Origin of the sequence: Leisingera sp. ANG-M1 (assembly GCF_000813745.1) — a bacterium.
Classification (GTDB): Bacteria; Pseudomonadota; Alphaproteobacteria; order Rhodobacterales; family Rhodobacteraceae; genus Leisingera.
Map to the genome: position 1 here is coordinate 237,010 of NZ_JWLC01000007.1, position 25,778 is coordinate 262,787.

The window sequence follows — 25,778 nt, forward strand, 5'->3', positions numbered from 1 at the left end:
GCAGTTTGTTGCCCGAAGGATATGCGGAGAGAACGGCTGGATTGCAAGGCAGGAGGCTTCCAGGAAGGAGGGGCGCTGCCCCTCTTGGCCTGGCGGCCAATTCACCCCGGGGTATTTCAGTCCAGAAAGAAGCAGGGGCGGCATTTAGTCCAGCGGCGCGTGCAGCTTTGTGCCCTTGGTGATGATGCCGCCGCGGCTGCCGGGGATGATGCTGCCATAGCGCTGTTTGAAACACTCCGGCAGTTCCCGGTCGCCCTCGGGCGACAGCCACAGGCGGAACAGGTGGCGGCGGCGCTCCGGTTCCGGCCAGTCGGTGAAGCCGGTGCGGTCGTGCAGCTGCGAGTGGTTGTAGACAAATTGCATGTCGCCCGGCTGCAGCCGCATGGTCAGATGCAGCGCCGGATCGTTGGCCAGTGCGTCGAACATGTCCAGTGCTTCCACATGCGCCTGCGTCAGCCGCATCGCCTCGGGGAACCGCTGGGCGCTGTCGATGTACTGGCGCTGGTAGAACACGGTGAGCTTGCCCGCATGCCAGCTGAGCGGCGGGATGGTCATGAAGGGCTGCATCCCTTCCGGCACCTCGCCGCGCCGGTCGGTGGCCAGCGGGTCGAACAGAAGCTTCAGAAGATCCGGGCGTTCGGCACGCATCCGGTTACAGATCGCCTCGGCGCTGACCAGCAGGGAATCACCGCCCTTCCTGGCCTCCTGCAGGCACAAAAGCCCCACCACATCGGCGCTGTCTGTATGGAAGGTCTGGCGCTCATGGGTCTGATAGATACGGGTGTTGGGGTCATTGGCGTCAGCGCCAATGTCGCGCACATGGCCCAGGATGTGGCCTGCCGCATTCTGCGAGCGCGCCGCACCCAGATGCGCCCCGACGCCGCAGAAGATGGCAGCGGCCATTTGCCGGCTGTAACCCGCAACCGGCAGGCCGCGCAGAACTTCAAAGCCGATGCCATGCAGCAGCTTTTCCTTCAGCGCGGCCAGATGCCCGCCAAAGCGGGCCAGCGGAAAATCCGCCTTGGTGATCTGCCCGGCATCCCGGCCCAGGTTCAGACAATGCCGGGCCGCCTGCTCCAGATCGGCGACGTCTTCCGGCGCCAGCTGCACCAGCCAGCGCTCCGGATGCGCCCGCATCTGCGCACCGGTCCAGGCGGAGGCTCCTTCAAACCGTTCCGGCAATTGCTCCAGCATTCTTTCCTCCCTGCGATGCCGCAGCTCTGAGAATGCCGCAAGACAGCGGGCTGGCAAGAGCCTTCTTTGCCGCCGCCCGGGATCCGCCTTCCTGTGCCTGTCAGGCTTTTGCCAGCTGGCCGCTTTCCTGCGCCGCCGCTGCCCGCCGCGCGGTCACGGCTTCGGCCAGTTTCTCCAGTTCCGCAACCGTGTCCTCCCAGCCCAGGCAGCCATCGGTGATGGATTGGCCATAGGTGAGCGCGCCCGTGCCCAGGTCCTGGCGGCCCGCCACCAGGTGGCTTTCGATCATCACCCCGGTGATCCGGCTGTCGCCGCCTGAAATCTGCGCGGCCACATCGGCAAGCACCGCCGGCTGCTTCATCGGGTCCTTGCTGCTGTTGGCGTGGCTGGCGTCGATCATCACGTGGCCGCGGATACCGTCCTTCTCCGCCAGCTGGCAGGCGGCATCGACCGAGGCCGCGTCATAGTTGGTGCCGCCGCCGCCGCGCAGGATCAGGTGGCAGTCCGGATTGCCGCTGGTGGCGGCAATCGCTGCGCGGCCGGATTTGGCCAGCGCCATGAAATGATGCGGATGGGCTGCCGACCGCACCGCGTCCACCGCGATTTGCACATTGCCCCGGGTACCGTTCTTGAAGCCCACCGGGCAGCTGAGCCCCGAGGCCATCTCGCGGTGGATCTGGCTTTCGGTGGTGCGAGCGCCGATGGCAGCCCAGGCCACCAGGTCCGAGATGTACTGCGGCACCGCAGTGTCCAGGAACTCGGTGCCGACCGGCAGGCCCAGCGCATTGATGTCCAGGCACAGGCGCCGGGCCAGGCCGAGGCCCTCGTTGATGCGGAAAGAGCCGTCGAGGCCGGGGTCGTTGATCAGCCCCTTCCAGCCGCTGATGGTGCGGGGTTTCTCAAAATAGACCCGCATCACGATCTCCAGCTGCCCGGACAGCCGCTCACGCAGCGGCTGCAGCCGCTCGGCATAATCCATCGCCGCCTTGGGATCATGAACGGAACAGGGGCCGACAACGGCAATCAGCCGGTCGTCGCGCCCATGCAGCACGTCCTGGATGGCCTTGCGGCTGGTCAGCACTGTTTCCGTGGCCGCCGGCGTGCCGGGCATCTGCACGGCAAGATCCTCGGGAGAGATCAGTTCCTGCATGCCGGTGATGCGGAGGTTTTCGGTCTGGGGTGTCATGTCCTTGCTTCCTTGGCGGGGGCCCCGGCCGGCAGGCATGAAAAAAGCCGCCTGCGGGTGCGGGGCGGCTGGTTGGTATCCTGTTGCGTTCTGACCGGTTTTCAGAATGCGCTGACCCCTCCGTCCGCCATGTGGCGCGGATAGAAGAAATACCAGAATGCGGCAACGGTACGGGTCATGCGGTGAACGCTAACGGAGATTCGGAACGCTGTCACCCGGAAAATCACACAGGGCAGCTTGCGCCGGGAAACACCGGCAGGCCCTCCGCCGGGGAAGGCCTGCTGATCAGAGCCTGCGGCTGCGCGCAAGTACCGGCAGATCAGAAGTCCTGCCAAAGATCGCGGGCGGCTGTGCCATCTGAAGCCGGCACAGCAATGGGCGCGGGGCTGGCCTCGACCTCCCAATCATCAGCGCCATGGGCTGACGGCGCCGCGGCTGCATCGGTCTCTGCCGGAATACGGGCAGCGCTCCGGCCGGTGCCGCCGCTCAAATGGAAGCGCGACACAAGTTCTGACAGTTTTCCGGCGTCATTGTTCAGCATATGGCCGGCCGCCGTGGCTTCTTCCACCATCGCCGCATTCTGCTGGGTCACCTGATCCAGCTGGGTCATGCCGGTGTTGATCTCGGCCAGCCCGGTGGACTGCTCGGCAGCGCCCTCGGCAATCTCCGAGACCAGCTGCGAAATATGGCTGACCCGGCCCACGATCGACTGCAGCGCCTCGCCGGCACGGCCGACCAGGTCCACGCCCTGCTCCACCTGCCGGGTGCTGTCGCCGATCAGCGTTTTGATCTCCATCGCCGCGTCCGAGGACCGCTGCGCCAGCGCCCGCACCTCGCTGGCCACCACCGCAAAGCCGCGGCCCGCTTCGCCCGCGCGCGCGGCCTCGACCCCGGCGTTCAGCGCCAGGAGGTTGGTCTGGAAGGCGATGTCGTCGATCACCGAGATGATCTGCGAGATCTTGGTGGAGCTTTCCTCGATCCCGCCCATTGCGGTCACTGCGTTCTGCACCACTTCGCCGCTGTCCTCAGCTTCCTGGCGGGCTTCCTGCACCGTGCTTTCCACGTTGCGGGCCCCCTCTGCCGCGGCCTTGACGCTGGCAGTCAGCTCGTCAATCGCCGCTGCGGTCTGCTCCAGAGTCGCGGCCTGGCTTTCGGTGCGCTGCGACAGGTCATCCGAGGCCTGGCTGATCTCGGCCGCACCGTTGCTGATCGAAGAGGTCGAATCGACAACCTGCAGCACCGTCGAATTCAGCGTGTCGATGGAACCGTTGAAGTCGGCGCGCAGCTGCTCGTATTCGTCCGGGAAGTTCTCCTGGATCTGAATGGTCAGATCCCCTTCCGAGAGGCGCGACAGGCGGGCGCTCAGTTCCTGAACCACGTTCTTCAGCTCAGCGTCCTTGCCCTCGGCCTTCTTCTGCTCGGCCTCCTGCATTCCGGCCAGCTGGTCGCGGAACACCTCCAGCGAACGGGCCATGCCGCCGACCTCGTCGCCGCGCTCCTGGCCGGTGATCTTCACCGCGTTGTCGCCATCTGCCAGGCCCCGCATCGCCTTGGTGATGCCCTGCACGGCCTTGGCCAGGCTGGTACCGATTGCCAGCGCCAGCACTGCGCCGATCAGCACCGCCACGCCGATCGCCACCGGCAGCATGGTGCGGGTCTGCGCCGAGATTGCCTCATTCGCCTCGCGTCGGGTCGCCATCAGCGCCTCTTCCTCTGCCTGGAACCCGGCCATCACAGCCCGGAAGGCATCGAAATAGGTCTTGCCACGGCCTTCGGCCACCAGATCCGCCATGTCGTCCATGGTGGCGGCATCACCGATGTCGCGCCGCAGAGCGATCATCGGCTCGGTGACGTTTTCGCGCCAGCCGTCAATCGTCGCCTGAACCTCGCCAAGCAATTCGACCTGGGCCGGGTTGTCGCTGACGGTTTTGCTGAGCCCCGTGACCAGCTCGCCGAAGCGGGCGCCGCCTGCGGTGTAAGGCTCCAGAAAGGCCTCCTGGCCGGCCAGAAGATATCCGCGCATACCGGTTTCCATATCCACCGCCGCCGCGATGATGTCATTGGCAGTCGCGATCACCTTGTAGGTGTGGATCGTCCAGTTCTGGGTATCATTCATGGTGGCCAGCGCATCGGCAATTGCCGCCTCTGCCGCCTTGGCCGCTGCCTGGCGTTCCACGATCAGCTTGGCCTCAATCGCAGAGAACTCGGCCATCAGGGCCCGGAAGGCGTCGAAATACTGCTTGCCTCTTTGCTCCGATACAAAGCGGTCGATTTCATCAAGCGTCACGACACCGATGTTAACCTGGCGGCGCAGCTTGATACCCGGTTCGATGACATTCTTGATCCAACCGCTGATCAAAGTATCCGCTTCCTGGAGACGGCCAACCTGGGGTGGGTTGTCACTGACGGTTTTCTGAAGCTCGGCTATCGCGTCGCGGAACGCTGTCTTGCCATTGTTGTATGGCTCCAGAAAGGCTTTTTCGCCTGTCAGCATATAACCGCGGTAGCCGGTTTCCATATCAACCGCATGGGCAGCAATGCGGGACGCCTGAGCCAGGACCGTGCGGGTGTGTTCCACCCAGCGGTTGGCCTCCGTCACGGTTTCCCGGCTTGCTGCAACATCGCCTCTGGCCGCTTCAAACGCAGCCTGGCGCTCTTCCAGCAGCGCCTGCTCGCGGCTGATGAAGGTAGCGATCTGGCTGCGGAAGCTGTCAAAGAACGCCTTGCCGCGGGCCTCGCCCACCAGGGCCGCCATATCATTCATGGTCTTGGCGTCGCCAATGTCGCGGCGCAAAGTGATGGCGCCTTCGGCAACATTGGCCTGCCAGTCGCGCAGGATGCCTTCGGCCTGCTGCAGCCGCTCCACCTGGGGCGGGTTGTCGCTGACGGTCTGCTGCAGCGACCCGAGCGTTGCAAAGGCGCTGGCCTCGCCGCCGTTATAGGGCTCCAGGAACTGCTCCTGTCCCGCCAGCAGATAGCCGCGCAGCCCGGTTTCCATATCCACTGCCGATGCAACAATCGATTCAGCTTCGCCCAGCACGAACTGGGTATGTTCCACCCATTTGGCACGCTCAGCCATTTTGCCAAGGTTCACAACGGCCATCACCCCGACACCGACAACCAGCACCAGCGGCAGCAGTGACGCCAGAAGCACTTTGGGCCGGGTCTTGATGTTGGAGATGGAGAAACGGCCGCCGCCGGAACTGATACGTGAAGGCATTTTGTTATTCCTTCGGTAAACACTGAATCACTCTCCCCAAGTAAGAAGGCGACTCCTTTCCGGACCCTTGCCGGCCTGCTGCAGGCCCGGGGATTTTATGGTGGTTTGCTTGTTTTGCTGTGCTTGCACGGTTCAGCCGCCCCCATGAGGCTGCAAAGCCCCTGCTCCGGGAGGAACAGGGGCCAAGGCAGCGCCTTCAGTGGTCATTTTATTCGGTTTCTTGCTGCAAGCCTGCCTGCCAGCCTCCCGCCGGACCGGCCCCGGGGATCAGAAATCCTGCCAGAGATTGCGGGCGGCATTGCCCTCCGCCGCGGCAGCCGGAACCGGTGCGGGCTCTTCGGCCCAGCCATCGCCATGCGCCGACGGTGCCGGTCCGGCATCCGGAAGGGCCGGCGCAGGGGGGGCGGTCCGGACTGCAGTGTCACCGGAGATCCGGAAATTCGACACAAGTTCTGACAGTTTTCCGGCATCATTGTTCAGCATGTGGCCGGCTGCCGTGGCCTCTTCCACCATCGCCGCATTCTGCTGGGTCACCTGATCCAGCTGGGTCATGCCGGTGTTGATCTCGGCCAGCCCGGTGGACTGCTCGGCAGCACCCTCGGCAATCTCCGAGACCAGCTGCGAAATATGGCTGACCCGGCCCACGATCGACTGCAGCGCCTCGCCGGCACGGCCGACCAGGTCCACGCCCTGCTCCACCTGCCGGGTGCTGTCGCCGATCAGCGTTTTGATCTCCATCGCCGCGTCCGAGGACCGCTGCGCCAGCGCCCGCACCTCGCTGGCCACCACCGCAAAGCCGCGGCCCGCTTCGCCCGCGCGGGCGGCCTCGACCCCGGCGTTCAGCGCCAGGAGGTTGGTCTGGAAAGCGATGTCGTCGATCACCGAGATGATCTGCGAAATCTTGGTGGAGCTTTCCTCGATACCGCCCATTGCGGTCACTGCGCTTTGCACAACCTCGCCGCTCTCTTCGGCTTCCTGGCGGGCCTCCTGGACCGTGCTTTCCACATTGCGGGCGCCTTCGGCGGCGTTGCGCACGCTGGCAGTCAGTTCGTCAATCGCCGCTGCGGTCTGCTCCAGAGTCGCGGCCTGGCTTTCGGTGCGCTGCGACAGGTCATCCGAAGCCTGGCTGATCTCGGCGGCGCCATTGCGGATCGACGAAGTGGAATCGACGACTTGCACGACGGTAGTGCTCAGATTCTCGATTGACGCATTGAAATCTGCCCGCAGCTGTTCGTACTCCTCCGGGAAGTTCTCCTGGATCTGAATGGTCAGATCCCCCTCGGAGAGGCGCGACAGGCGGGAGCTCAGCTCCTGGACTACGTTCTTCAGCTCGGCGTCCTTGCCCTCGGCCTTCTTCTGCTCGGCCTCCTGCATCTGGGCCAGCTGGTCGCGGAACACCTCCAGCGAGCGGGCCATGTCGCCAACCTCGTCGCCGCGCTGCTGGCCAGTGATCTTCACGGCGTTGTCGCCATCTGCCAGCCCCTTCATGGCCTTGGTGATGCTCTGCACCGCAGACGCCATGCTGCTGCCAATGGCCAGCGCCAGCACCGAACCGAACAGAACCGCAGCACCGATTGCAACCGGCAGCAGGGTCCGGGTCTGGGCGGAGATCGCCTCATTGGCCTCGCGGCGGGTCACCATCAGCGCCTCTTCCTCGGCCTGGAACTCGGCCATCACCGCCCGGAAGGCATCAAAATAAGTCTTGCCGCGCCCTTCAGCCACCAGATCCGCCATATCATCCATCGTGGCCGCGTCGCCGATTTCCCGGCGCAGGTCCAGCATCGGCACCACCACGGTGTTGCGCCACTCGTCGATGGTTTCGCCAATCGCGTTCAGCCGGTTCATCTGCATCATGTCGTCAAACATCGCGAGCCGCAGATCCGCCAGAATATCGTTGAACCGCTTGCTGCCGGCCAGATAGGGTTCCAGGAAGGCTTTGTCCCCAGCCAGCAGGAAACCCCGCATACCGGTTTCCATGTCCACCGCCGCAGCCAGCAGGTCCTTGGCCTGGCTGATCACCTGATGGGTGTTCTCGACCGCCTGCAACGAGTTGTTCAGGTAATCCGGGTCGGCAATCCCTGCGTTCACCAGCGCGGCAAAAGTGTTCCGCCGGTCTGCCAGCAGCACTTCCTCTTCTTCGATCATCTGGGAGATCTTCGCGCGGAACTCATCAAAGAAAACCTTGCCCCTGGCCTTTTTCACTTCGTCCGCCATGTCGTTCATCGTCTGGGAGTCGCCGATTTCCAGGCGCAGGGTAATCGCGGTTTCTGCCACATCGCTTTGCCAGCCGCTCAGAATGCGCTGCGCCTCCTGCAGCCGCTCGACCTGGACGGGGTTATCGCTGACAGTTTCCTGCAGCGCCGCAAGCTTGGCAAAAGCCTCGGTTCCGCCTTCCTGGTAAGGGGCGAAATATTCCTCCTGGCCGGCCAGGAGGTAGCCGCGCAGACCGGTTTCCATGTTCAGTGCCGCTGCCAGAATGGCCTCGGATTCGCTTAGAACATACTGAGTGTGCTCGACCCACTTGGCACGCTCGGCCATTTTGCCGAGGTTGACCACTGCAAGAACACCAACCCCGACAACCAGCACCAGCGGCAGCAGTGACGCCAGCAGCACTTTCGGCCGGGTTTTAATGTTTGAAATCGAGAAGCGGTTTCGGCCTGCAGGCGCGGCTTTGGACATCCTTTGGTTCCTTTGATGGAATCGTTTGGAACCGAATAAAATAGAAACTCCTTTCTATTGGATTGACGCAGGCTTTGCGCAGCGCAAGGGCGCCGCCGCGCCCGCCGGATAAGGGCGGACCAGGGGCCGGAAACGAAAAACCCCCGCTCCAGGCGGAGCGGGGGCCAGACAGTTGAACCCAAAGGTTCAGAGCGTCTTATTCTTCAGCTTCTGCAGCTGCTTCTTCTGCTTCCAGACGGGCCTTGTCGGCGGCGCCTTTGGCGGAAACGTCGCGGTCGACGAACTCGATGATCGCCATCGGAGCCATGTCGCCGTAACGGAAGCCGGCCTTCAGGACACGGACATAGCCGCCCTGACGGTCCTTGTAGCGCGGGCCCAGAACCTCGAACAGCTTCGCGACGTCCTTGTCCTCTTTCAGCTTGGAAGCTGCCTGACGGCGAGCGTGCAGGTCGCCGCGTTTTGCCAGGGTGATCAGTTTTTCAACGATCGGGCGCAGTTCTTTTGCTTTGGGCAGGGTGGTCTTGATCTGCTCGTGCTCGATCAGCGAGCCGGCCATGTTCGAGAACAGGGCTTTACGGTGCTCATGAGTACGGTTCAGGCGGCGGTAACCACGTGCGTGACGCATAATTTCAATCCTTATCTTGCGTTTTGCTTTGTCAGGCGGCTGATGCGTGTCAGCTGCTCACCTTGGGGCGGAAGCCCATTCAAGCTCGAAACGCTCCACTGGAGCCTTTCTCACTCTCATTCCCCGGCAGTTCCGGGCATTGAAGAGGAGGGCCGGAGCCCTCCTCGAAACCTTTAGAAGCTGTCTTCGAACTTCTTGGCCAGATCTTCGATGTTGTCCGGCGGCCAGTCCTCGACGTCCATGCCCAGGTGCAGGCCCATGCCCGACAGCACTTCCTTGATCTCGTTCAGCGACTTGCGGCCGAAGTTCGGGGTGCGCAGCATCTCCGCTTCGGTCTTCTGGATCAGGTCGCCGATATAGACGATGTTGTCGTTCTTCAGGCAGTTTGCCGAACGCACGGACAGTTCCAGCTCGTCCACTTTCTTCAGCAGAAGCGGGTTGAACTCGAGACCGTCGTCCTCGTCCTGGCGGCCAGCCGATTCCGGCTCGTCGAAGTTGACGAAGATCGACAGCTGGTCCTGCAGGATGCGGGCAGCAAAAGCCACGGCGTCATCAGGGGTGATGGAGCCGTCGGTTTCCACCTTCATGGTCAGCTTGTCATAGTCCAGAACCTGGCCCTCACGGGTCGGCTGAACGTCATAGGAGACCTTCTTGACCGGCGAGTAGATCGCGTCGATCGGGATCAGGCCGATAGGCGCGTCTTCCGGCTTGTTCTTCTCTGCCGAGACATAGCCTTTGCCGGTGTTCACGGTCAGTTCCATGAACAGGTCGGCGCCATCGTCCAGGTGGCAGATCACGTGATCGCGGTTCAGAACCTCGATGCCTGCGGTTTCGGCAATGTCGCCAGCGGTGACAACTGCCGGACCTTTGGCATTGATCGACAGGCGCTTGGGGCCTTCGACTTCCATGCGCAGGGACACGCCCTTGAGGTTCAGGATGATGTCGGTGACGTCTTCACGCACACCGGCAACGCTGGAGAATTCATGCAGCACGTTGTCGATCTGCACGCTGGTGATGGCAGCGCCCTGCAGCGAGCTCATCAGAACGCGGCGCAGCGCGTTGCCCAGGGTGAGGCCGAAACCGCGTTCCAGCGGCTCTGCCACGACGGTTGCCTGCCGTGCCGGGTCATTGCCAGGCTTCACTTCCAGCTGTGCCGGCTTGATCAGCTCTGCCCAGTTCTTATGGATCATGCGTTCCCTCCATTCCTGTCCTTGCCCCATGTCCAGAAGGCCAAGGACGCCCGAGGTTTAAATGACGCACTGGGGCCCTGCGAATCAAGCGGGGCCCCAGCAAAAAATGCGAATTAGACGCGGCGGCGCTTCGGCGGACGGCAGCCGTTGTGCGCGATCGGGGTCACATCACGGATCGAGGTGATGTTGAAACCGATGGCGGCCAGAGCGCGCAGAGCCGATTCACGGCCCGAACCGGGGCCCTGAACTTCGACTTCCAGGGTCTTCACACCGTGATCCTGGGCTTTTTTGCCCGCGTCCTCAGCAGCCATCTGAGCCGCGTAAGGAGTGGATTTCCGCGAGCCTTTGAAGCCCATGGTGCCGGCGGACGACCAGGAGATCGCGTTGCCCTGCACGTCGGAGATCAGGATTTTGGTGTTGTTGAACGACGAGTTCACATGCGCAACGCCAGAAGCAATGTTCTTACGCTCTTTGCGCTTAATGCGGGTTTTATCGCGTGCCATTGATCAAGCCCCCCTTACTTCTTCTTGCCGGCGATCGGCTTCGCCGGGCCCTTGCGGGTGCGGGCGTTGGTGTGGGTACGCTGACCGCGGACCGGCAGGTTGCGGCGGTGGCGCAGGCCACGGTAGCAGCCCAGGTCCATCAGGCGCTTGATGTTCATGGTCACTTCACGGCGCAGGTCGCCTTCGACGGTGTAGTTGGCGTCGATGTGCTCGCGCACGGCCAGAACTTCAGCGTCGGACAGTTCGTTCACACGACGGGTTGCGTCGATGCCAACAGCTTCGCAGATGGCTTTCGCCGAAGTGTTGCCGATACCGGTGATGTAGGTGAGGGCGATGGGAACCCGCTTTGCAGTCGGGATGTTAACGCCGGCAATACGTGCCACGTGTCACTTTCCTTTTCGTTGCGGTTCCGTAGCGCCGGAACCTTTTTTCACAACACTTGACCGTGGCAGTGTGGCCAGAGGGTCCAGCATTTCGAGGTAATTCAGCAGGCAGACGAATCCGCCTGCCGGGAATCATTCCCAGAAGGGATGTGGGTAACTAGGGGCTGAGTAATGGGCAGTCAAGCCCTCGTTGCAGGAAACGCAGACCGGTGTCCTGCCGTTCCTTACCCGAACCGCCAAGCGGCCCTGCGCCCTCCCCCGATGCAGGGCGCAGATCTTCCGTTTCACCGATCCAATCCGGCCCGCCTGACAAGGCTGCTCACCACTGGCCTCGATACGCATTGGCCAAATAAAAACGCCCCGGGCATTCGCAGCGCGGGGCGTCGGAATTCGCTGCGGGCCGCAAGCTTCAGCTGCCCATGATCCAGGACATGTTCTGGCGCACCTCGTCGATCGAGGCGAGGCCGTCAATGCGCTGCAGGTTGCCCTTGGCATAGTAGTAGCCGATCAGCGGCGAGGTCTTCTTGTAATACTCCATCAGACGGGTCTTGAGGCTGTCCTCATTGTCGTCCGCACGGCGCTTCACCTCGGTGCTGCCGCAGTTGGCGCATTTGCCGTCTTCGGGCCAAGGCTTGGTCTGGTCGTGGTAGACCTCGCCGCAGCCGCCGCAGGTGGAGCGGCCGGTGATCCGCGCGACCAGCGCCGCGTCGTCCACTTCCATCTCGATCACGGCGTCCAGCTTCAGCCCCATGTCGCGCAGCAGGTTGCCCAGGGCATCGGCCTGCGCCAGGGTGCGCGGGAAACCGTCGAAGATAAAGCCGCCCTCGGCGCCTTCCTGCAGCTTCTCGCGGATCAGGCCGATCACGATCTGGTCGGTGACCAGCTTGCCCTCGGCCATGATGGCGGCAACTTTCTTGCCCATTTCAGAGCCGGAGGTCTGGGCCTCCCGCAGCATGTCGCCGGTGCTGAGCTGCACCATGCCGCGGGATTCAACCAGGTAACGCGCTTGCGTACCTTTGCCCGCACCAGGCGGGCCAAGGAGAATAATGTTGGTCATCGGCGAGAGGGTCCCCGTTTTGTCCGTTTCTTGTTGCGCCCGCGCAGCTGGCTCTTCTCGATAAGGCCCTCATACTGATGCGCGAGGAGGTGGCTTTGCACCTGCTGAATGGTGTCCATGGTCACCGATACCACAATCAGAACGGATGTGCCGCCAAAATATACCGGGATGGCGAATTGGCCGCGGAGGACTTCCGGCAGCAGGCAGACCAGTGCCAGATAGCCGGAGCCGAGAACCAGGATGCGGTTGACAACATACTCGATGTATTCCGCGGTTTTCTTGCCCGGGCGGATGCCGGGAACAAAACCGTTCTGGTTCTTCAGGTTGTTGGCAACGTCTTCCGGTTTGAAGGAGACGTTGAAGGTGTAGAAGTAGGCGAAGAACACGATCATCGCCACGAAGAACAAGAGGTACAGCGGCTGGCCGGGGCCGAAATTGGCCAGCAGCCAGGACATCACCGGACCGGTCGCCGCACCCGAGGAGAACGCCGAAATGGTAGTCGGCAGCAGCAGAAGCGAGGAGGCGAAGATCGCCGGGATCACGCCCGCTGGGTTCACCTTGACCGGCAGATGCGAGGAGCCGCCGTCATAGACCTTCATGCCGACCTGGCGGCGCGGGTACTGGATGTGGATCTTGCGCAGCGCCCGTTCCATGAACACCACGAACATGATCACCGCGACGACCATGACGATCACGCCGATGATCACCGCGGGGCTAATCGCGCCGGAGCGGCCGGAGGCGAAGAACTGGGCAATTGCCGCAGGAACCTCGGCGATAATGCCGACAAAGATGATCAGCGAGATGCCGTTGCCGATGCCGCGCTGGGTGATCTGCTCGCCCAGCCACATCAGGAACATGGTGCCGCCGACCAGGGTGATCATGCAGGCCATGCGGAAATACATGCCAGGATCGGTGGCCAGGTCGCCCTGCTCCAGCGACACAGCCAGGCCATAGGCCTGCGCGGTCGCCAGCGCCACGGTGCCGTAGCGGGTGTACTGGTTGATCTTCTTGCGGCCCTGCTCGCCCTCTTTCTTGAGCTGCTCAAGCGAGGGCACCATCGAAGTCAGAAGCTGAACGATAATGGAGGCGGAAATATAGGGCATGATGCCCAGGGCAAAAATCCCCATCCGGCCAAGCGCGCCGCCGGTGAACATCGACACCATGCCGCCGATGCCCTGGCCCGCCTGCTCCATGAACTGGCGCAGGGCTTCTGCGTCAATGCCCGGAACCGGAATGAAGGTGCCAAGCCGGTAGACAATCAAAAGGCCGATGGTGAACAGGATGCGGTTGCGCAGATCCGTGGCTTTGCCAAGGGCCGCCCAGCTGGTGTTCGCCGCCATTTGTTCTGCTGCTGATACCATGAAAAGGTCTCTTCTTTAGCGGAAACGCCGCCCGGAACCGTTTTCCGGCTCGGGCGGCGTCTTAGGAAAACTCGAAGACTATGTAAGCGGCATTGGCGCCGCTCACAAGCCGTTACTCTGCGGCGGCTGCAGTTGCCACAGTCAGAGCGCCGCCAGCTTTTGCCACGGCTTCAACGGCAGCGGCCGATGCGCCGGTGACCGAGATGGTGGCTTTGGCGGTGATTTCGCCTTTGGCCAGAACGCGGACGCCGTCCAGCTTGCGGCGCACCAGGCCGGATGCAACCAGCGAATCTTCGGTGATGTTCGCGGCGTCCAGCTTGCCTGCGTCGATGAACTTCTGGATCAGGCCCAGGTTCACAACTGCGTATGCTTTGCGGTTCGGCTTGTTGAAGCCGCGCTTGGGCAGACGCTGGTACAGCGGCATCTGGCCGCCTTCGTAGCCATTGATGGCCACACCCGAGCGGGATTTCTGGCCTTTGATACCACGGCCGCCCATTTTACCTTTGCCCGAACCCGGGCCGCGGCCCACACGGGTGCGTTTCTTGGCGGCGCCAGCGTTGTCGCGCAGTTCGTGAAGTTTCATGTCGCTTCTCCTTGCCGGATGTGACCCCCGAAGCGTGATGGGCCAACCGCGGCGTTTCTTGATTGGTGATTCCGTGGCCCGGAAGGCCACCGGGTGCCTATAGACGGGATGGGGGTTGGGATCAAGGGTGGAGAACATACACGATGCACCACTCTTTAACCCGGCTCTCCCATGGCTCCTCCAATCAAGGAAGGTGGTGGCGGCTTGAAGGAATAGATGCCGCGCGGTTCATCAGGGTGTAAGCCAGCTCGAGATATTGCGCTAAAGATTCTATCCCGTGTCCAAGTTGCACCTTCTTCCGCAACTTCAAGTGCATCCTTCCCTTTGTACACTCCTGATTGTATCTCAAGTTTCACATCATACTTCTCTTCGGAAAGGGCAATTTCTACAAGGCTAGGACGGGCGAGATTACCTTCCGCATCCAACCACTTCTTGTACGCTCCCCACTTGTATTCCTTGATCAAGTTGTTTCGCTCATTGACAATGAAATCCCAAAAGATCTGATGCTCCGATCTATGATCTCCAATGAGTTTGAACTCCGCAGCAATTTCCTTCCCAAGGCTCTCCCCAACACAGATTTTTGCATCTTGCCTGAACAGGTAGATCGCTGTTCGTAGCAACGAACAGGTTGCGACCCAATGTATGCGCCATTCGCTGTATGGGAGGTGGTTGCCCGCGCGCCCCTCACGCAGATGCCTCAACGCCACTTCCGCATCAGAGAAAGCTCTGTAGGAGGAAAGGAAGTATTTTACTGGAATGTACCTTTCAGGAAAAATTTTCGGCAGCGTCATGTGATCAGCCCCAAACATTGAAAATGCAGTTCCGTTATCGGAAATGACTTTCTCTCCCGCAAGGCCCCTGCCCTGCCGGTTGCTGCTCGATCTGTCTTTGATTCTTTCCGTTCCGTCTCTGGCTGGCCGTGAAAGGGTGGCGGCGCCGCCTGGGTGGAGATGGGATGGGCATCGCCCATGCAGAAAGCTCAAGCCTTGCGCGCTCCGGGTGCCAGACCGGAGCCCTGTTCCAGTTGCCGGGTGTGTCAGGCCCGGCGGGTGATCATGATCAGGAAGCAATCTCGCAGGCCTGGGTAAATTCTGCGTGGGCGGGGCGTTCGCAGGGGGCGCAACAGCACCCTGCCCCTCCTCAGCCACGGTTTTGAAATCCTCGAAGGGCGGCGCCTGACCCTGGGCGGGCGTGAAGCGCCCTCCCCGTTTTGCCGGAGGCAAACCTTCGGTTTGACGGGAGGGTCGGGCGCTGCCCGGCCTATCGGCCAGGCGAAGGTCGTTCTTAGAACGTCACGCTTCATCCTTGAAACGCAAAACACCCCCGCCGTTGGGCAGGGGTGCATCTGGTCCGGGACCGAGGGAGGGAGGAGGCTCCGGAACCTGAAATCTTTCAGCGGCCGTAGACATTCTCGCGGGCGGTGCCGGGGATGGAGCTGCGGTCCAGGCCGATGTCGGCCAGCTCACGGGCGGAGAGGCCGCGCAGCTCGGTCACGGTGCGCTTGTATTCGCGGCGCAGTTTCCAGTCCTGGATCAGGCTTGCGGCCAGGCTGCGCAGGCGGGCGGTGAGGCTGGATGAGGCAGGGGCGGACAGAGTCGAATATGCCATCTCTTGCGTTTCCTATCAGTTGGGCCGGGCCAATTCCCGGCCGGAGTGTTTCTTGTGACAGTTTTGTAACGCAGGGGAGATAGGTGCCGCCGCCGGTCACGGCAACACACGCGTCGGTCTGGCGGCTATGCAGCAGCCGCATAGCACATTTGCGTGAGAAACCTTTGGGCCTGCCGCAAAAGAAAACGCTCCCGCCGGATGGCAGGAGCGTCTTGGCCCGGGGCGCAAAAGAGGAGGAGGAGAGGAGCGCCCGGGAGGAAGGGAATTCTTAGCCGTAGACGTGCGCGCGGGCGATGTCGGCGATGTCAGCGCGGCGGACGCCGATGTCGGACAGCTCGTGATCGGAGAGCGCGTCCAGTTCGTTGTAGGTGCGTTGGAATTCGCGGGCCTTCATCCAGGATGCGATCACGCCTTCAAAAGCGGAGCGGATGCGGGCGGTCAGCGAAATGCCTGCGGAAGCGGAGAGTACATGTGCCATCGTTAAGTTCCTTGTCTCAGGGGGCCGGGCCTATTCCCGGCGGTCTGTCTTACGGTCCGTTCTGTGACAGGACTGAGATAGGATGCGAGGGTGATTCCAACAACTGACGGTTCGGACTGCCCGCTATGCAAGCGGTGCAAGGGGCCCTTCCGGTCGGCTAAGCACACCGTCCAGGAGCAAACCACCGCTGAAAAGGGAGGGGAGGCCAACTGGGCGGGCTGCTCTGCACGGGGGCAATTATTACTGCCGTCTTCCGGCAGCTGCTCGCGGCATTGTTTTCAGCAGCGTCAGCGCCCCCCACATCAGGAACATCGGCAGAACAAACATACGGAGCATAAAGATGCCGACGATCGCCAAAGAGGATCGAAGAATCGTGTCGGCCTCCTCAAAGAACACCTGCGCTGCATCCATATACCTTCCGGTCTGCTCAAAGGCCCCGCTGACAGCGCCGCCCGCCTGTGCAACCGTGCTGCTCAGCCAGTTCCAAGCGCCTGTTTGGGCATCTTCCTTTGCCGAGGACCCGGCCTCAGTATCAGTGTCTGCCCCAATGAGAATTTTGGCTTGTTGCTCGACGGCTTGCAGCTCGGCCATTGCCTCGGCCATCTGCCCCGCCGTGGCGCGCTCGCCGAGCCAGGCACCAGCAGCAAAAACCAGAGGGACGGCAAGACCGGCAGCGGTGCCAAAGGCGATCGCTCTATCACACGCCGGTTTCACAGCCCTCGCAAAGGCGGGAAAACTGCCGGCGCCGGCCCTGCCCAGGAGACCGGCCCCGAGAACGGCCAAACCAAGCGAAGTCACCGGCGCCAGGCCGGCAGCGGCAAGTGCCGCTCCGGCTGCAACAAGGAAAACTGCGTCCGCGACACGCTCCACTGTATCATCCACCGGCTCCAATACTTTCAGCGGTTGCAGGCTCGCCTGGCCGACCACAGACGCGCCCACTTCAACCTCTTGTGCGGTGGAGAGCGCCGCATTGATCGCGCGCAACGAGACATAGGCAGCCACCGAGGATACGGCGATGTTTTCCGCTGTGCGCTCCGAAGCCGAAACAAGCGGATTCCAGTCGCTGCGCCCAGTCAGGCCGAAGATTCCAAAAGCCAGGAAGAGAATTCCGGCAATCGCAGTTGCCGCCGCGCGGGCGCGTTCTTTCGCAGGGGGGCGGGTGGGGTTCGCCATAGCCGGTCCAGTACTTTCCTCTAGGAGCAGAGCCATACGCATATCATGCGCAGGTCACCGCGCAACACATCCGCTCGGTCGGATCGAAGAACAGCCCCAGGCCGCGGCCGGTTGCAAACGAAAAACGCCCCCGGTTTCCCGGAGGCGTTTTCCAAAGTCTGCATCAAAAGAGGCTTAGTCGCGCTCTTCGATGATCTGAACCAGGTGCGGGATCGAGTTGACCATGCCGCGGACCGAAGGGGTGTCCTCCAGCTCACGGGTCTTGTGCATCTTGTTCAGGCCCAGGCCGACCAGGGTCGCGCGCTGCTTGGCGGGGCGGCGGATCGGGGAGCCGATCTGCTTGACGACGATGGTTTTTGCCATGTCTCTCTACTCCTTACGCTTCAGCTTCGGCAGCTGCCGGTGCGTCGTCCCGCTTGGGCAGGATGTCAGCAACCTTTTTGCCGCGGCGCTGTGCAACCGAACGCGGGCTCTGCTCTTTGGTCAGGCCGTTGATGGTGGCGCGGATCATGTTGTAGGGGTTCTGCGAGCCGATCGACTTCGAAACGACGTCTTTGACGCCCAGCATTTCGAAGACTGCGCGCATCGGACCACCTGCGATGATACCGGTACCTTCCGGAGCGGTGCGCATGACCACTTTACCAGCGCCGTGACGGCCGTTGATGTCGTGGTGCAGGGTGCGGCCCTCTTTCAGCGGCACGCGGACCATCTGGCGCTTGGCCTGCTCGGTCGCCTTGCGGATCGCCTCGGGCACTTCTTTCGCCTTGCCCTTGCCAAAGCCCACGCGGCCTTTCTGGTCGCCAACAACAACCAGGGCTGCGAAGCCAAAGCGCTTACCGCCTTTTACGGTTTTCGACACGCGGTTGATCGCGACCAGGCGATCTGCAAATTCCGGTGCCTCTTCACGCTCGCGGCGGGGGCCGCGGCGGTTTTCACGTTCTGCCATCAGGCATTCCTTTCATAGGGCGCTAGGCGCCTGTTTTCTCAATCCTTGGTGAGAACCGGGCCGAAGCCCGGCCTCCCGGATCATCGGGGCGGTCCCGGAAGACCGCCCGCAAGAGATTAGATCTTCAGGCCGCCTTCACGCGCAGCGTCGGCCAGAGCCTTCACCTTGCCGTGGAACAGGAAGCCGCCGCGGTCGAAGTAGGCCTCGGTCACGCCAGCCGCTTTCGCGCGTTCGGCGATCAGAGCACCGACTTTGGTCGCTGCTTCGACGTTGTTCTTGCCAACAACGCCCAGATCTTTTTCCAGGGTCGAAGCGGAGGCCACGGTCACGCCGCGCAGGTCGTCGATCAGCTGAACAGAGATGTTCTTGTTCGAACGGTGCACGGACAGACGCGGACGGCCTGCGTTCACTTTGCGAAGCTTGTTCCGGACGCGCAGCCGGCGCTTCAGAAACAGGGTACGTTTGCTGTTTGCCATTTTGCTGGTCCTTACTTCTTCTTGCCTTCCTTGCGGAAGATGAACTCGCCCTTGTAGCGGATGCCTTTGCCCTTGTAGGGCTCCGGACGGCGCCATTCGCGGATTTTCGCCGCGACTTCGCCCACCTGCTGCTGGTCGATGCCTTCCACAACGATTTCAGTCTGCTTCGGTGCGGTGATGGTGATGCCATCGGGTGCAACGAAGTCGACGTCGTGGCTGTAGCCCAGGTTCAGCTTCAGGGTGTTGCCCTGCATCTGAGCGCGGTAACCCACACCCTGGATTTCCAGCTCCTTCTTGAAGCCTTGGGTCACGCCGGTCACCAGGTTTGCAACCTGGGTGCGGGACATGCCCCACTGCTGACGGGCACGCTTGGACTTGCCGCGCGGCTCGACCTTAACAACGTTGTCTTCAACGGTCAGGGTCACGTCATCAGTGGCGGTGAAGGTGCGGGCGCCTTTCGGGCCTTTCACTTCGACGGTCTGGCCGGAAACGCTCGCGGTGACACCGCTGGGCAGTTCGACCGGTTTCTTACCAATACGGGACATCAATCAGCCTCCCTTAGAAGACGGTGCAAAGCACTTCGCCGCCGACGTTGGCTGCGCGTGCGTTTGCGTCCGACATCACACCCTTGGGGGTGGAGACAATCGACACGCCCAGGCCCTGGCGGACCGACGGGATGTCATTGACGCCCATGTAAACGCGGCGGCCGGGCTTGGAAACCCGCTTGAGCTCGCGAATGACAGGTTCGCCGTCGAAGTATTTCAGGCTGATTTCGATGGCCGGGTGGCCATTTTCACCAGTCATCTTCTCATAACCGCGGATGTAGCCCTCGTCCGCCAGCACGTCCAGAACCCATGCCCGCAGCTTGGAAGCCGGGGTCATGACGGTGGACTTGCCGCGCATCTGAGAGTTACGGATACGGGTGAGCATATCGCCGATAGGATCGTTCATATCAGTCTCTCCCTTACCAGCTCGATTTCACCAGGCCGGGGATCTGACCAGCAGAACCCAGCTCGCGCAGCGCAATACGGCTGACCTTCAGCTTACGGTAGTAAGCGTGGGGACGGCCGGTCAGCTGGCAGCGGTTGTGCAAACGGCTCGGAGCCGAGTTGCGCGGCAGTTTCGCCAGCTTCAGGCGCGCCTTGAAGCGCTCTTCCATCGGACGGCTTTCGTCGTTTGCGATTTCTTTCAGCTCGGCACGCTTTGCGGCGTATTTTGCCACCAGGCGCTCGCGCTTCTTCTCGCGTTCGATCATGCTTTTCTTAGCCATGTCTCTATCCTTCCCGCGCTCAGCTGTTGAAGGGCATGTTGAAAGCTTTCAACAGCGCCTTTGCTTCCGCGTCGGTTTTCGCGGTGGTGGCGATCACGATGTCCATGCCCCAGGGCTCATCGATTTTGTCGAAATCGATTTCCGGGAACACGATGTGCTCTTTCAGGCCCATGGCATAGTTGCCGCGGCCGTCGAAAGAGGTGCCCGAAACGCCGCGGAAGTCGCGGATACGGGGCATCGCGATGGTGGTCAGACGATCCAGGAATTCGTACATCCGGTCGCCGCGCAGGGTCACCTTGGCGCCCATCGGCATGCCTTCGCGAACGCGGAAGCCGGCGATGGAGTTCTTTGCCACGGTGGTGACAGCCTTCTGGCCCGCAATCGCGGTCAGGTCGGCCTGTGCGGATTTCGCTTTCTTGCTGTCTTTGACAGCAGCGCGGCCGCAGCCGATGTTCAGAACGATCTTCTCCAGCTTGGGGATCATCATATCGTTCTTGTAGCCGAATTCCTCTTTCAGAGCGCCACGGATGGTCTCTTTGTAGGAGGTTTTCAGGCGCGGGGTGTAGGTTGCAGCGTCAGCCATCAGACAGTCTCCCCGGTGGTTTTTGCAAAGCGGACCTTCTTGCCGTCTTCCTCGCGGAAGCCGACGCGGGTTGCTTTGCCGTTGGAGTCCAGCAGTGCCAGGTTCGACAGGTCGATCGGCAGTGCCTTGGGCAGACGGCCGCCCTGGCTGTTCTGGGTCTGGCGGGTGTGGCGGATCGCCATGTTCACGCCTTCGACAACGGCTTTGCCGGCCTTCGGGTCAACAGAGGCGATGGTGCCTTCTTTGCCCTTGTCACGGCCTGACAGCACGATGACCTTGTCGCCTTTACGGAGTTTCGCAGCCATGATTACAGCACCTCCGGAGCCAGCGAGATGATCTTCATGAAGTTCTTCGCGCGCAGTTCACGAACAACCGGGCCAAAGATACGGGTACCGACCGGCTCGTTGTTGTTGTTCAGGATAACGGCTGCGTTCCGGTCAAAACGGATTGCAGTGCCGTCTTCGCGGCGGACTTCTTTGGCGGTGCGCACGACAACGGCCTTACGGACGTCGCCTTTTTTCACGCGGCCGCGCGGGATGGCTTCTTTAACCGAGACGACGATGATGTCGCCAACGGAAGCGTATTTACGCTTGGAGCCACCCAGAACCTTGATGCACTGAACTCGGCGGGCGCCGGAGTTGTCAGCAACATCCAGATTTGTTTGCATCTGGATCATGTGGTTTCTCCCGACCTATGGGGCAGCGATGCGTGCTGTGATCCCCCAGGGTTTCGACTTTGCTTTTCAGCCTAGCCGCCAGGAGTCTCGGATGAGACTCTTAGGCTTCCAGAACTTCCCAGCGTTTCGTTTTCGATTTCGGCGCGCATTCGATGATGCGTACGGAATCGCCGACCTTGAAAGCGTTCTTTTCATCGTGAGCCCGGTATTTCTTGGACTTACGGATGGTTTTCTTCAGAACCGGGTGCGTGAAGCGGCGTTCAACCGAGACGGTGACGGTCTGGGCGTTTGCGTCGCTGGTCACAACGCCTTGCAGGATACGTTTGGGCATTGTGTCGCTCCTTATTCGGCTGCTGCTGCAGCTTTTTCGTTCAGGATGGTCTTGACGCGTGCAGCATTGCGGCGGGCCGCCTTGATGCCTGCGGTCGATTCCAGCTGACCGGTTGCCTGCTGAAAGCGCAGGTTGAAGCTCTCTTTTTTCAGGGATGCGAGCATATCGCGGAGTTCATCCACGGTCTTCTCGCGCAGATCATTGGCGTTCATCGCCTTTGTTCCTTGTCCAAAGCACCAGAAGGCCCCGAGGGTCACCTTGTTACCTGGTGGGTTATGTCAACCGCGGGAAACCGCGGCAAAAAGAATCACCTGCCCCCGATCCGAGCCGGACAGGGGGCAAGCGATGGGTCCCTATAAAGGAGAAGGCAGACGGGGGCAAGCGAAAGCTTCCCCCGGATCAGGGCGGCGGTAGCGCGCCCTGACCGCATCCGGTCATGCAGGCCGCTGTGCGCCGGCAGCTGGGGCTTCAGACGCCAAGGGAACGCTGTTGGCGGAAAGTGCCGAAGAGCCGGCAGGGCGCCACGCCGCAGCCTCAAACCGGTCATAGCCGAAAGTGTCGAAATCCACGTCGAAGAAATCCTCGATGATCTCCCGGCTCTCGCTGCTCAGCGCAGCAATCGAGGTCTCTGGCGTGGAGCGGGTTGCATTCATGCGCGGCAATTCTGCCTTGCAGCCCGTCAGGGCCTGGATTTTACCCCAGTCCTCTTCAATGTTTTCAAGCTGCACAACAAGGTCGACGAGATTGTTTCCCGCAGAATCCACCATCCAATCCAGCGCAGGCTTCATCATCTCTTCGCCAAGGACAAACTGCGGGTCCTGCAGCTTGACTGCGCGGTATACCCACTCGTTCAGCTCAAGCGTCCGGCCGTTGAACTCAGCCTCATTGCGCTTGACTCTGTAGCGGTACAGGGAGCACATCCGCTCATAAGGGCGGCGGACAACCGAAAACGCTTTCCTGGACGCGAAAAAGCCGGGTCCGAACAGCTTGATCATGGTCTTCACAGAGCCATGCAGCTGCGCGATATTCAACGCCGCAGCGACAGAGGTTCCGCCGCATTTATTGACATGCACAAAGAAATAAGGCTTATCCAGCACCGACTTCAGCCGCGCAAAACTCTGCTCTGCTTGAGCCCTGCGATTCATTGAATTCTGTTGTTGCAAAACCTTTTGACCTCTGATGAGTGAATGATCATCAAGACGTCTACCGGGAGTCGGCTAAAATTTTGCAAACAACCACGGATTGCCGACCGGATCGGCTATGGCACTGCACCGCATGATTGTTTCGCTGATAGCTTTGGCCCCTGCCGCAATCCACTACGGCTTTCATTTTCTGGCGCCCTTCGGCATCGCCCGGCTGGTGTTCGGAAAGCCGCGCTGGCTCGCCGCCGCCGGTTTGATGATCCTGGCAAATGCGATTGATGCCGACCACCTGCTGGCAACCCCCATCTTCGATCCGAACCGCTGCAGCATCGGCTTTCACCCGCTGCATTCGGGGCTTGCCGCCGCACTCTTTGCCGCAGCGCTGCTGGTGCCGAACTGGAAGACCCGCGCTCTCGCGCTCGGCTGCCTGTGGCATCTGGCAACCGACGGGCTGGATTGTGTGATGCAGGGGACGTGGTAAAGGGGGCGGGCCTTTAGGGCTCCGCCCGCTCGCAGGCGAAACGCTTCCCCGGAGCGGTTCCGGGGAGCCAGCTCACTCCCACTTGTAATTGAAACTCACCGAGATCCGCTCTTCCTCGGCCATGTTCAGCGGCACCTCGTGACGGATGAAGCTTTCCCACAAGAGCACATCACCCACTGAGGGCGACTGATAGACAAAGGTACGCAGTTCCTGGCGGCAATCCTTCACCCGCGGCGGATGCGCCATCATCATCGCGTGGCGCGGGTCCTCAAGCTTCAGCGCCGACGCACCGTCCGGCATCGACACATAGGTGGTGCCGGAAATCACCGAATGAGGGTGAATGTGGCTGGCATGGGTGCCGCCCTCCGGCAGGATGTTGATCCAAAGGTCCTCAAGAACCAGCTTGCGGCCGTCCAGGTCCAGCTCAAGATCCTGGGCAAAGGCCGCGACGTGCAAATCCAGCGACTTCACCACATCTGCAAAGATCGGAAACCGCCAGGGCAGATCCGTCAGCGAGGCATAGGAGGTATAGCCGGGATAGCCGTTCTCCTCGCACCAGTCCTGCCCGGCATCATCATCCCCGGCGATGACAAGGCAGGAGTTTTCCAGTTCCTGCGCATCAACCTTGGGTCCGTGTTCGGACAGTTGCGCGCGGTAGAGGCGGGTCACGAAGAGCGAGTCAATCTGGGCCATGGCGGTCTGATAGCGCAGAGCTGCCGTCTTGGCGAGCAGCTTCCGCCAGCCCCAGCCGCCGCTGCAGCCGGGGGTCGGCCCTTAGGCTTTTGCGGCCGGGGCAGCACTCTGGACATTGTCCGGATCATAGCCGAACAGAACGAAATCCGCCCGGAAGCGCTCCCGGATCATTTCCACGCTCTCCTGATCCAAAGCCGCTTCAACGGTCGCCGTGTCCTTGCGGGTCGCATTTTCATGGCCGCAGGGGATCTGCATGCCGACAAGCTCCTCTACTTTGCACCAGTCCTGACGGATGGTCTCGAGCTTGATCACCAGATCCACCATGATCCGCGCCTGTTCGTCCAGCAGCCAGGCTGCACAGGGCAGGAAGGAATACAGCTGGGTGCAGACCGCCGGGTCGCGCTCCCAGATTCCGCGGCGGACCCATTCGTTCAGCCCCATGCGCCCGCCAAGCAGCGACGGGTGGTTGCGGGCGGCGCGGTACCTGTACAGCGACGTCACCCGGGCAAACGGATTCCGCACGATGGAGAACGAGGGGAGCGCCTGCCAGCGGTCTCTGCCGATCAGCTGCCGCCGTGCGGCAGCAGTATGGTGAACATTGCGCTGAAGACCCAGAGCTGAGCTGACCGAGGTTCCCCCGCACTTGGGAATATGGATGAAGCTGAACGGCAGTGCCTCCCATCCATTCACGGCAGGCAGAGGTGCAGCGGTTTCGGGCGGGGAGAAGCCCATCGCGGTCTTTCCTTCTTGTAAATACGGCCATTTGGCCCCGTAAAAATTCAGGACCGGATCGTAAAACGAACCGCTTACAACAAGGTTAACAACCCTTTGCCCCTATGGCAGGCGCGGGCACCGGGGCCAGCGCCGGACAAAGCCCGCGCCAGCGCCCCGGCAAGCCTCCCCGCCGGCTGCGTCCTCAGAGCCCTTCAGCCACCGCATTGGGGCAGCCGCGGTGTGCGTTGGGCATGCCCACATGGTGCGGATTCTGGACAAGATACCAAACCGGCGCATAGCCGGGCGCCTGGGTGCGCGAATAGGTGCAGCCGTTCGGCGTGATCCAGTGCACGGCGTTTCCGCCGCGGGTGACGCTGCCTTGCGGCAGGAAGCTCTTCACCCCGCCCCCCTGCCCGGCTGGCGGCTGGAAACCGGTTTCGGATGCTAACACCATCGTTTGATCATTTCGGTCAAGATCCGCAATACCGCAGGCGGACACGGCAAAAAGCAGGGCGGCAGGAACCATCAGGCGCATTTCTGGCACTCCATTGTAACAAAACACTCAGGCCGTTCCGGCCGGCCGCGCAACCGCAGAAAGGAGGTGCGAACAGAAGACAGCCAAAACAACCCAGGGCAGCAGGATCGAAACAAAGAGTGAACATACTGTTAAGAAAGAGTAACCCGCTAAAATGCCGGATACTTTCGCCGCCAGCAGGTTTTGCGCCAAAACTGCGGACAGCACACATGCCGGCATAGAAAAACCCCCGCCGGAGGCCCGGCGGGGGTTTCAAATTTTCAGACGGAAGCCGGGCTTACCAGTCTTCGCGGACCACGACGCGGGTCTTGACCGGCAGCTTCATCGCCGCCAGGCGCAGGGCCTCGCGGGCGATCTCATCGCTGACGCCGTCGATCTCGAACATCACGCGGCCAGGCTTAACCTTGGCTGCCCAGTAGTCCACGGAGCCTTTACCTTTACCCATACGGACTTCGGTCGGCTTCGAGGTCACCGGAGTGTCCGGGAAGATACGGATCCAAACACGGCCCTGACGCTTCATGTGGCGGGTCATGGCACGGCGGGCAGCCTCGATCTGGCGTGCAGTCACACGCTCAGGGGTGGTTGCCTTCAGGCCATAGGTGCCGAAGTTCAGGTCGGAACCGCCTTTTGCCAGGCCGTGGATCCGGCCTTTGTGCATTTTGCGGAATTTAGTGCGCTTTGGCTGAAGCAT

The 25,778-nt window shown here is 61.7% G+C and carries 32 protein-coding genes; 1 reads left to right on the top strand and 31 read right to left on the bottom strand.

Annotated features, from left to right (window positions below):
* Positions 1-144: 144 nt before the first annotated feature.
* The 27 genes from RA19_RS06565 to RA19_RS06695 form a co-directional block, all read right to left on the bottom strand.
* Positions 145-1,194, bottom strand: coding sequence for a TauD/TfdA family dioxygenase (locus RA19_RS06565; RefSeq protein WP_039160768.1), 1,050 nt, complete (start codon positions 1,192-1,194; stop codon positions 145-147).
* Positions 1,195-1,294: 100 nt separating this feature from the next.
* Complete coding sequence (locus tag RA19_RS06570) at positions 1,295-2,380, bottom strand: 3-deoxy-7-phosphoheptulonate synthase (RefSeq protein WP_039160771.1); 1,086 nt, start codon at positions 2,378-2,380, stop codon at positions 1,295-1,297.
* A gap of 319 nt (positions 2,381-2,699) precedes the next feature.
* Positions 2,700-5,600, bottom strand: a complete 2,901-nt coding sequence (locus RA19_RS06575) for a CHASE3 domain-containing protein (protein ID WP_241479031.1) — start codon at positions 5,598-5,600, stop codon at positions 2,700-2,702.
* A 267-nt stretch (positions 5,601-5,867) separates the two neighbouring features.
* On the bottom strand, positions 5,868-8,279 hold the full coding sequence (locus RA19_RS06580) for a CHASE3 domain-containing protein (protein WP_039160774.1): 2,412 nt from the start codon (positions 8,277-8,279) through the stop codon (positions 5,868-5,870).
* Between the two features lie 196 nt (positions 8,280-8,475).
* Positions 8,476-8,904, bottom strand: coding sequence for a 50S ribosomal protein L17 (gene rplQ, locus RA19_RS06585; protein WP_039125958.1), 429 nt, complete (start codon positions 8,902-8,904; stop codon positions 8,476-8,478).
* A gap of 173 nt (positions 8,905-9,077) precedes the next feature.
* The gene (locus RA19_RS06590; protein ID WP_039125959.1) at positions 9,078-10,094 is read right to left on the bottom strand and encodes a DNA-directed RNA polymerase subunit alpha; all 1,017 of its coding nucleotides are present in this window, start codon (positions 10,092-10,094) and stop codon (positions 9,078-9,080) included.
* Positions 10,095-10,207: 113 nt separating this feature from the next.
* A complete protein-coding gene (rpsK, locus tag RA19_RS06595) occupies positions 10,208-10,597 on the bottom strand; it encodes a 30S ribosomal protein S11 (protein WP_008560534.1) in 390 nt (129 codons plus the stop codon).
* 14 nt (positions 10,598-10,611) lie between these two features.
* Positions 10,612-10,980, bottom strand: a complete 369-nt coding sequence (gene rpsM, locus RA19_RS06600; RefSeq protein ID WP_019298012.1) for a 30S ribosomal protein S13 — start codon at positions 10,978-10,980, stop codon at positions 10,612-10,614.
* Between the two features lie 409 nt (positions 10,981-11,389).
* Positions 11,390-12,037 (bottom strand): adenylate kinase, encoded by a 648-nt coding sequence (locus RA19_RS06605; RefSeq protein WP_039160777.1) that lies wholly within the window; start codon positions 12,035-12,037, stop codon positions 11,390-11,392.
* Positions 12,034-13,398, bottom strand: a complete 1,365-nt coding sequence (gene secY / locus RA19_RS06610; protein ID WP_039160779.1) for a preprotein translocase subunit SecY — start codon at positions 13,396-13,398, stop codon at positions 12,034-12,036. The genes RA19_RS06605 and secY overlap by 4 nt, the downstream gene beginning before the upstream one ends.
* 112 nt (positions 13,399-13,510) lie before the next feature.
* Entirely contained in the window at positions 13,511-13,981 is a 471-nt protein-coding gene (gene rplO / locus RA19_RS06615) for a 50S ribosomal protein L15 (protein ID WP_039125962.1), read from the bottom strand.
* Positions 13,982-14,136: 155 nt separating this feature from the next.
* The gene (locus RA19_RS06620; protein WP_152615699.1) at positions 14,137-14,772 is read right to left on the bottom strand and encodes a hypothetical protein; all 636 of its coding nucleotides are present in this window, start codon (positions 14,770-14,772) and stop codon (positions 14,137-14,139) included.
* A gap of 601 nt (positions 14,773-15,373) precedes the next feature.
* The gene (locus RA19_RS06625; RefSeq protein WP_039160781.1) at positions 15,374-15,589 is read right to left on the bottom strand and encodes a DUF1127 domain-containing protein; all 216 of its coding nucleotides are present in this window, start codon (positions 15,587-15,589) and stop codon (positions 15,374-15,376) included.
* 268 nt (positions 15,590-15,857) lie between these two features.
* A complete protein-coding gene (locus RA19_RS06630) occupies positions 15,858-16,067 on the bottom strand; it encodes a DUF1127 domain-containing protein (protein ID WP_039160784.1) in 210 nt (69 codons plus the stop codon).
* Between the two features lie 240 nt (positions 16,068-16,307).
* Complete coding sequence (locus RA19_RS06635) at positions 16,308-17,240, bottom strand: hypothetical protein (protein ID WP_039160786.1); 933 nt, start codon at positions 17,238-17,240, stop codon at positions 16,308-16,310.
* Positions 17,241-17,414: 174 nt separating this feature from the next.
* Positions 17,415-17,603, bottom strand: a complete 189-nt coding sequence (gene rpmD / locus RA19_RS06640) for a 50S ribosomal protein L30 (RefSeq protein WP_039160789.1) — start codon at positions 17,601-17,603, stop codon at positions 17,415-17,417.
* A gap of 13 nt (positions 17,604-17,616) precedes the next feature.
* A complete protein-coding gene (gene rpsE, locus RA19_RS06645) occupies positions 17,617-18,186 on the bottom strand; it encodes a 30S ribosomal protein S5 (RefSeq protein ID WP_039160792.1) in 570 nt (189 codons plus the stop codon).
* Positions 18,187-18,302: 116 nt separating this feature from the next.
* Entirely contained in the window at positions 18,303-18,662 is a 360-nt protein-coding gene (rplR, locus tag RA19_RS06650; protein WP_039125967.1) for a 50S ribosomal protein L18, read from the bottom strand.
* A gap of 11 nt (positions 18,663-18,673) precedes the next feature.
* Entirely contained in the window at positions 18,674-19,207 is a 534-nt protein-coding gene (gene rplF, locus RA19_RS06655; protein WP_039160796.1) for a 50S ribosomal protein L6, read from the bottom strand.
* Between the two features lie 13 nt (positions 19,208-19,220).
* Positions 19,221-19,613 carry a 30S ribosomal protein S8 gene (rpsH, locus tag RA19_RS06660; protein ID WP_019297998.1) on the bottom strand — a complete coding sequence of 131 codons (393 nt, stop codon included), beginning with the start codon at positions 19,611-19,613 and terminating at the stop codon, positions 19,221-19,223.
* Between the two features lie 13 nt (positions 19,614-19,626).
* Complete coding sequence (gene rpsN, locus RA19_RS06665; RefSeq protein ID WP_039125969.1) at positions 19,627-19,932, bottom strand: 30S ribosomal protein S14; 306 nt, start codon at positions 19,930-19,932, stop codon at positions 19,627-19,629.
* Between the two features lie 19 nt (positions 19,933-19,951).
* A complete protein-coding gene (gene rplE, locus RA19_RS06670) occupies positions 19,952-20,515 on the bottom strand; it encodes a 50S ribosomal protein L5 (protein ID WP_039160798.1) in 564 nt (187 codons plus the stop codon).
* Positions 20,515-20,820 carry a 50S ribosomal protein L24 gene (gene rplX / locus RA19_RS06675; RefSeq protein ID WP_039160800.1) on the bottom strand — a complete coding sequence of 102 codons (306 nt, stop codon included), beginning with the start codon at positions 20,818-20,820 and terminating at the stop codon, positions 20,515-20,517. The genes rplE and rplX overlap by 1 nt, the downstream gene beginning before the upstream one ends.
* A gap of 2 nt (positions 20,821-20,822) precedes the next feature.
* The gene (gene rplN, locus RA19_RS06680) at positions 20,823-21,191 is read right to left on the bottom strand and encodes a 50S ribosomal protein L14 (protein ID WP_005621870.1); all 369 of its coding nucleotides are present in this window, start codon (positions 21,189-21,191) and stop codon (positions 20,823-20,825) included.
* Between the two features lie 100 nt (positions 21,192-21,291).
* The gene (rpsQ, locus tag RA19_RS06685) at positions 21,292-21,522 is read right to left on the bottom strand and encodes a 30S ribosomal protein S17 (protein WP_005621877.1); all 231 of its coding nucleotides are present in this window, start codon (positions 21,520-21,522) and stop codon (positions 21,292-21,294) included.
* 11 nt (positions 21,523-21,533) lie between these two features.
* Positions 21,534-21,734 carry a 50S ribosomal protein L29 gene (gene rpmC, locus RA19_RS06690; RefSeq protein WP_039125973.1) on the bottom strand — a complete coding sequence of 67 codons (201 nt, stop codon included), beginning with the start codon at positions 21,732-21,734 and terminating at the stop codon, positions 21,534-21,536.
* A 222-nt stretch (positions 21,735-21,956) separates the two neighbouring features.
* Complete coding sequence (locus RA19_RS06695; RefSeq protein WP_039160803.1) at positions 21,957-22,667, bottom strand: sulfotransferase family 2 domain-containing protein; 711 nt, start codon at positions 22,665-22,667, stop codon at positions 21,957-21,959.
* A gap of 115 nt (positions 22,668-22,782) precedes the next feature.
* Between RA19_RS06695 and RA19_RS06700 the strand changes: the two genes are divergently transcribed.
* The gene (locus RA19_RS06700) at positions 22,783-23,145 is read left to right on the top strand and encodes a DUF6122 family protein (RefSeq protein ID WP_241479032.1); all 363 of its coding nucleotides are present in this window, start codon (positions 22,783-22,785) and stop codon (positions 23,143-23,145) included.
* A gap of 72 nt (positions 23,146-23,217) precedes the next feature.
* Here RA19_RS06700 and RA19_RS06705 read toward each other — a convergent pair whose 3' ends face one another.
* The 4 genes from RA19_RS06705 to rplP form a co-directional block, all read right to left on the bottom strand.
* Positions 23,218-23,838 (bottom strand): TIGR02466 family protein, encoded by a 621-nt coding sequence (locus tag RA19_RS06705; protein WP_039160805.1) that lies wholly within the window; start codon positions 23,836-23,838, stop codon positions 23,218-23,220.
* Positions 23,839-23,919: 81 nt separating this feature from the next.
* The gene (locus RA19_RS25690; RefSeq protein WP_052261680.1) at positions 23,920-24,570 is read right to left on the bottom strand and encodes a sulfotransferase family 2 domain-containing protein; all 651 of its coding nucleotides are present in this window, start codon (positions 24,568-24,570) and stop codon (positions 23,920-23,922) included.
* 184 nt (positions 24,571-24,754) lie between these two features.
* The gene (locus RA19_RS06715; protein ID WP_152615700.1) at positions 24,755-25,006 is read right to left on the bottom strand and encodes a hypothetical protein; all 252 of its coding nucleotides are present in this window, start codon (positions 25,004-25,006) and stop codon (positions 24,755-24,757) included.
* A 358-nt stretch (positions 25,007-25,364) separates the two neighbouring features.
* The gene (gene rplP / locus RA19_RS06720) at positions 25,365-25,778 is read right to left on the bottom strand and encodes a 50S ribosomal protein L16 (protein WP_039125980.1); all 414 of its coding nucleotides are present in this window, start codon (positions 25,776-25,778) and stop codon (positions 25,365-25,367) included.

Excerpts from the sequence above, each read along its gene's own strand:
- RA19_RS06635 (WP_039160786.1), bottom strand. The coding sequence starts at position 17,240 with ATGGCGAACCCCACCCGCCCCCCTGCGAAAGAACGCGCCCGCGCGGCG.
- rplF (WP_039160796.1), bottom strand. The coding sequence starts at position 19,207 with ATGTCCCGTATTGGTAAGAAACCGGTCGAACTGCCCAGCGGTGTCACC.
- rplX (WP_039160800.1), bottom strand. The coding sequence starts at position 20,820 with ATGGCTGCGAAACTCCGTAAAGGCGACAAGGTCATCGTGCTGTCAGGC.
- RA19_RS06625 (WP_039160781.1), bottom strand. The coding sequence starts at position 15,589 with ATGGCATATTCGACTCTGTCCGCCCCTGCCTCATCCAGCCTCACCGCC.
- RA19_RS06570 (WP_039160771.1), bottom strand. The coding sequence starts at position 2,380 with ATGACACCCCAGACCGAAAACCTCCGCATCACCGGCATGCAGGAACTG.
- rpsN (WP_039125969.1), bottom strand. The coding sequence starts at position 19,932 with ATGGCTAAGAAAAGCATGATCGAACGCGAGAAGAAGCGCGAGCGCCTG.
- RA19_RS06705 (WP_039160805.1), bottom strand. The coding sequence starts at position 23,838 with ATGGCCCAGATTGACTCGCTCTTCGTGACCCGCCTCTACCGCGCGCAA.
- rpmC (WP_039125973.1), bottom strand. The coding sequence starts at position 21,734 with ATGAACGCCAATGATCTGCGCGAGAAGACCGTGGATGAACTCCGCGAT.
- rpsE (WP_039160792.1), bottom strand. The coding sequence starts at position 18,186 with ATGGCAGAACGTGAAAACCGCCGCGGCCCCCGCCGCGAGCGTGAAGAG.
- secY (WP_039160779.1), bottom strand. The coding sequence starts at position 13,398 with ATGGTATCAGCAGCAGAACAAATGGCGGCGAACACCAGCTGGGCGGCC.
- RA19_RS06630 (WP_039160784.1), bottom strand. The coding sequence starts at position 16,067 with ATGGCACATGTACTCTCCGCTTCCGCAGGCATTTCGCTGACCGCCCGC.
- rpmD (WP_039160789.1), bottom strand. The coding sequence starts at position 17,603 with ATGGCAAAAACCATCGTCGTCAAGCAGATCGGCTCCCCGATCCGCCGC.
- rpsH (WP_019297998.1), bottom strand. The coding sequence starts at position 19,613 with ATGAACGATCCTATCGGCGATATGCTCACCCGTATCCGTAACTCTCAG.
- rplE (WP_039160798.1), bottom strand. The coding sequence starts at position 20,515 with ATGGCTGACGCTGCAACCTACACCCCGCGCCTGAAAACCTCCTACAAA.
- RA19_RS06605 (WP_039160777.1), bottom strand. The coding sequence starts at position 12,037 with ATGACCAACATTATTCTCCTTGGCCCGCCTGGTGCGGGCAAAGGTACG.
- rplN (WP_005621870.1), bottom strand. The coding sequence starts at position 21,191 with ATGATCCAGATGCAAACAAATCTGGATGTTGCTGACAACTCCGGCGCC.
- RA19_RS06620 (WP_152615699.1), bottom strand. The coding sequence starts at position 14,772 with ATGACGCTGCCGAAAATTTTTCCTGAAAGGTACATTCCAGTAAAATAC.
- rplO (WP_039125962.1), bottom strand. The coding sequence starts at position 13,981 with ATGAAACTTCACGAACTGCGCGACAACGCTGGCGCCGCCAAGAAACGC.
- rpsK (WP_008560534.1), bottom strand. The coding sequence starts at position 10,597 with ATGGCACGCGATAAAACCCGCATTAAGCGCAAAGAGCGTAAGAACATT.
- RA19_RS06575 (WP_241479031.1), bottom strand. The coding sequence starts at position 5,600 with ATGCCTTCACGTATCAGTTCCGGCGGCGGCCGTTTCTCCATCTCCAAC.
- RA19_RS06580 (WP_039160774.1), bottom strand. The coding sequence starts at position 8,279 with ATGTCCAAAGCCGCGCCTGCAGGCCGAAACCGCTTCTCGATTTCAAAC.
- rplP (WP_039125980.1), bottom strand. The coding sequence starts at position 25,778 with ATGCTTCAGCCAAAGCGCACTAAATTCCGCAAAATGCACAAAGGCCGG.
- RA19_RS06700 (WP_241479032.1), top strand. The coding sequence starts at position 22,783 with ATGGCACTGCACCGCATGATTGTTTCGCTGATAGCTTTGGCCCCTGCC.
- RA19_RS06695 (WP_039160803.1), bottom strand. The coding sequence starts at position 22,667 with ATGAATCGCAGGGCTCAAGCAGAGCAGAGTTTTGCGCGGCTGAAGTCG.
- rpsQ (WP_005621877.1), bottom strand. The coding sequence starts at position 21,522 with ATGCCCAAACGTATCCTGCAAGGCGTTGTGACCAGCGACGCAAACGCC.
- RA19_RS06715 (WP_152615700.1), bottom strand. The coding sequence starts at position 25,006 with ATGGTGTTAGCATCCGAAACCGGTTTCCAGCCGCCAGCCGGGCAGGGG.
- RA19_RS06590 (WP_039125959.1), bottom strand. The coding sequence starts at position 10,094 with ATGATCCATAAGAACTGGGCAGAGCTGATCAAGCCGGCACAGCTGGAA.
- RA19_RS25690 (WP_052261680.1), bottom strand. The coding sequence starts at position 24,570 with ATGGGCTTCTCCCCGCCCGAAACCGCTGCACCTCTGCCTGCCGTGAAT.
- RA19_RS06565 (WP_039160768.1), bottom strand. The coding sequence starts at position 1,194 with ATGCTGGAGCAATTGCCGGAACGGTTTGAAGGAGCCTCCGCCTGGACC.
- rplR (WP_039125967.1), bottom strand. The coding sequence starts at position 18,662 with ATGGCAAACAGCAAACGTACCCTGTTTCTGAAGCGCCGGCTGCGCGTC.
- rplQ (WP_039125958.1), bottom strand. The coding sequence starts at position 8,904 with ATGCGTCACGCACGTGGTTACCGCCGCCTGAACCGTACTCATGAGCAC.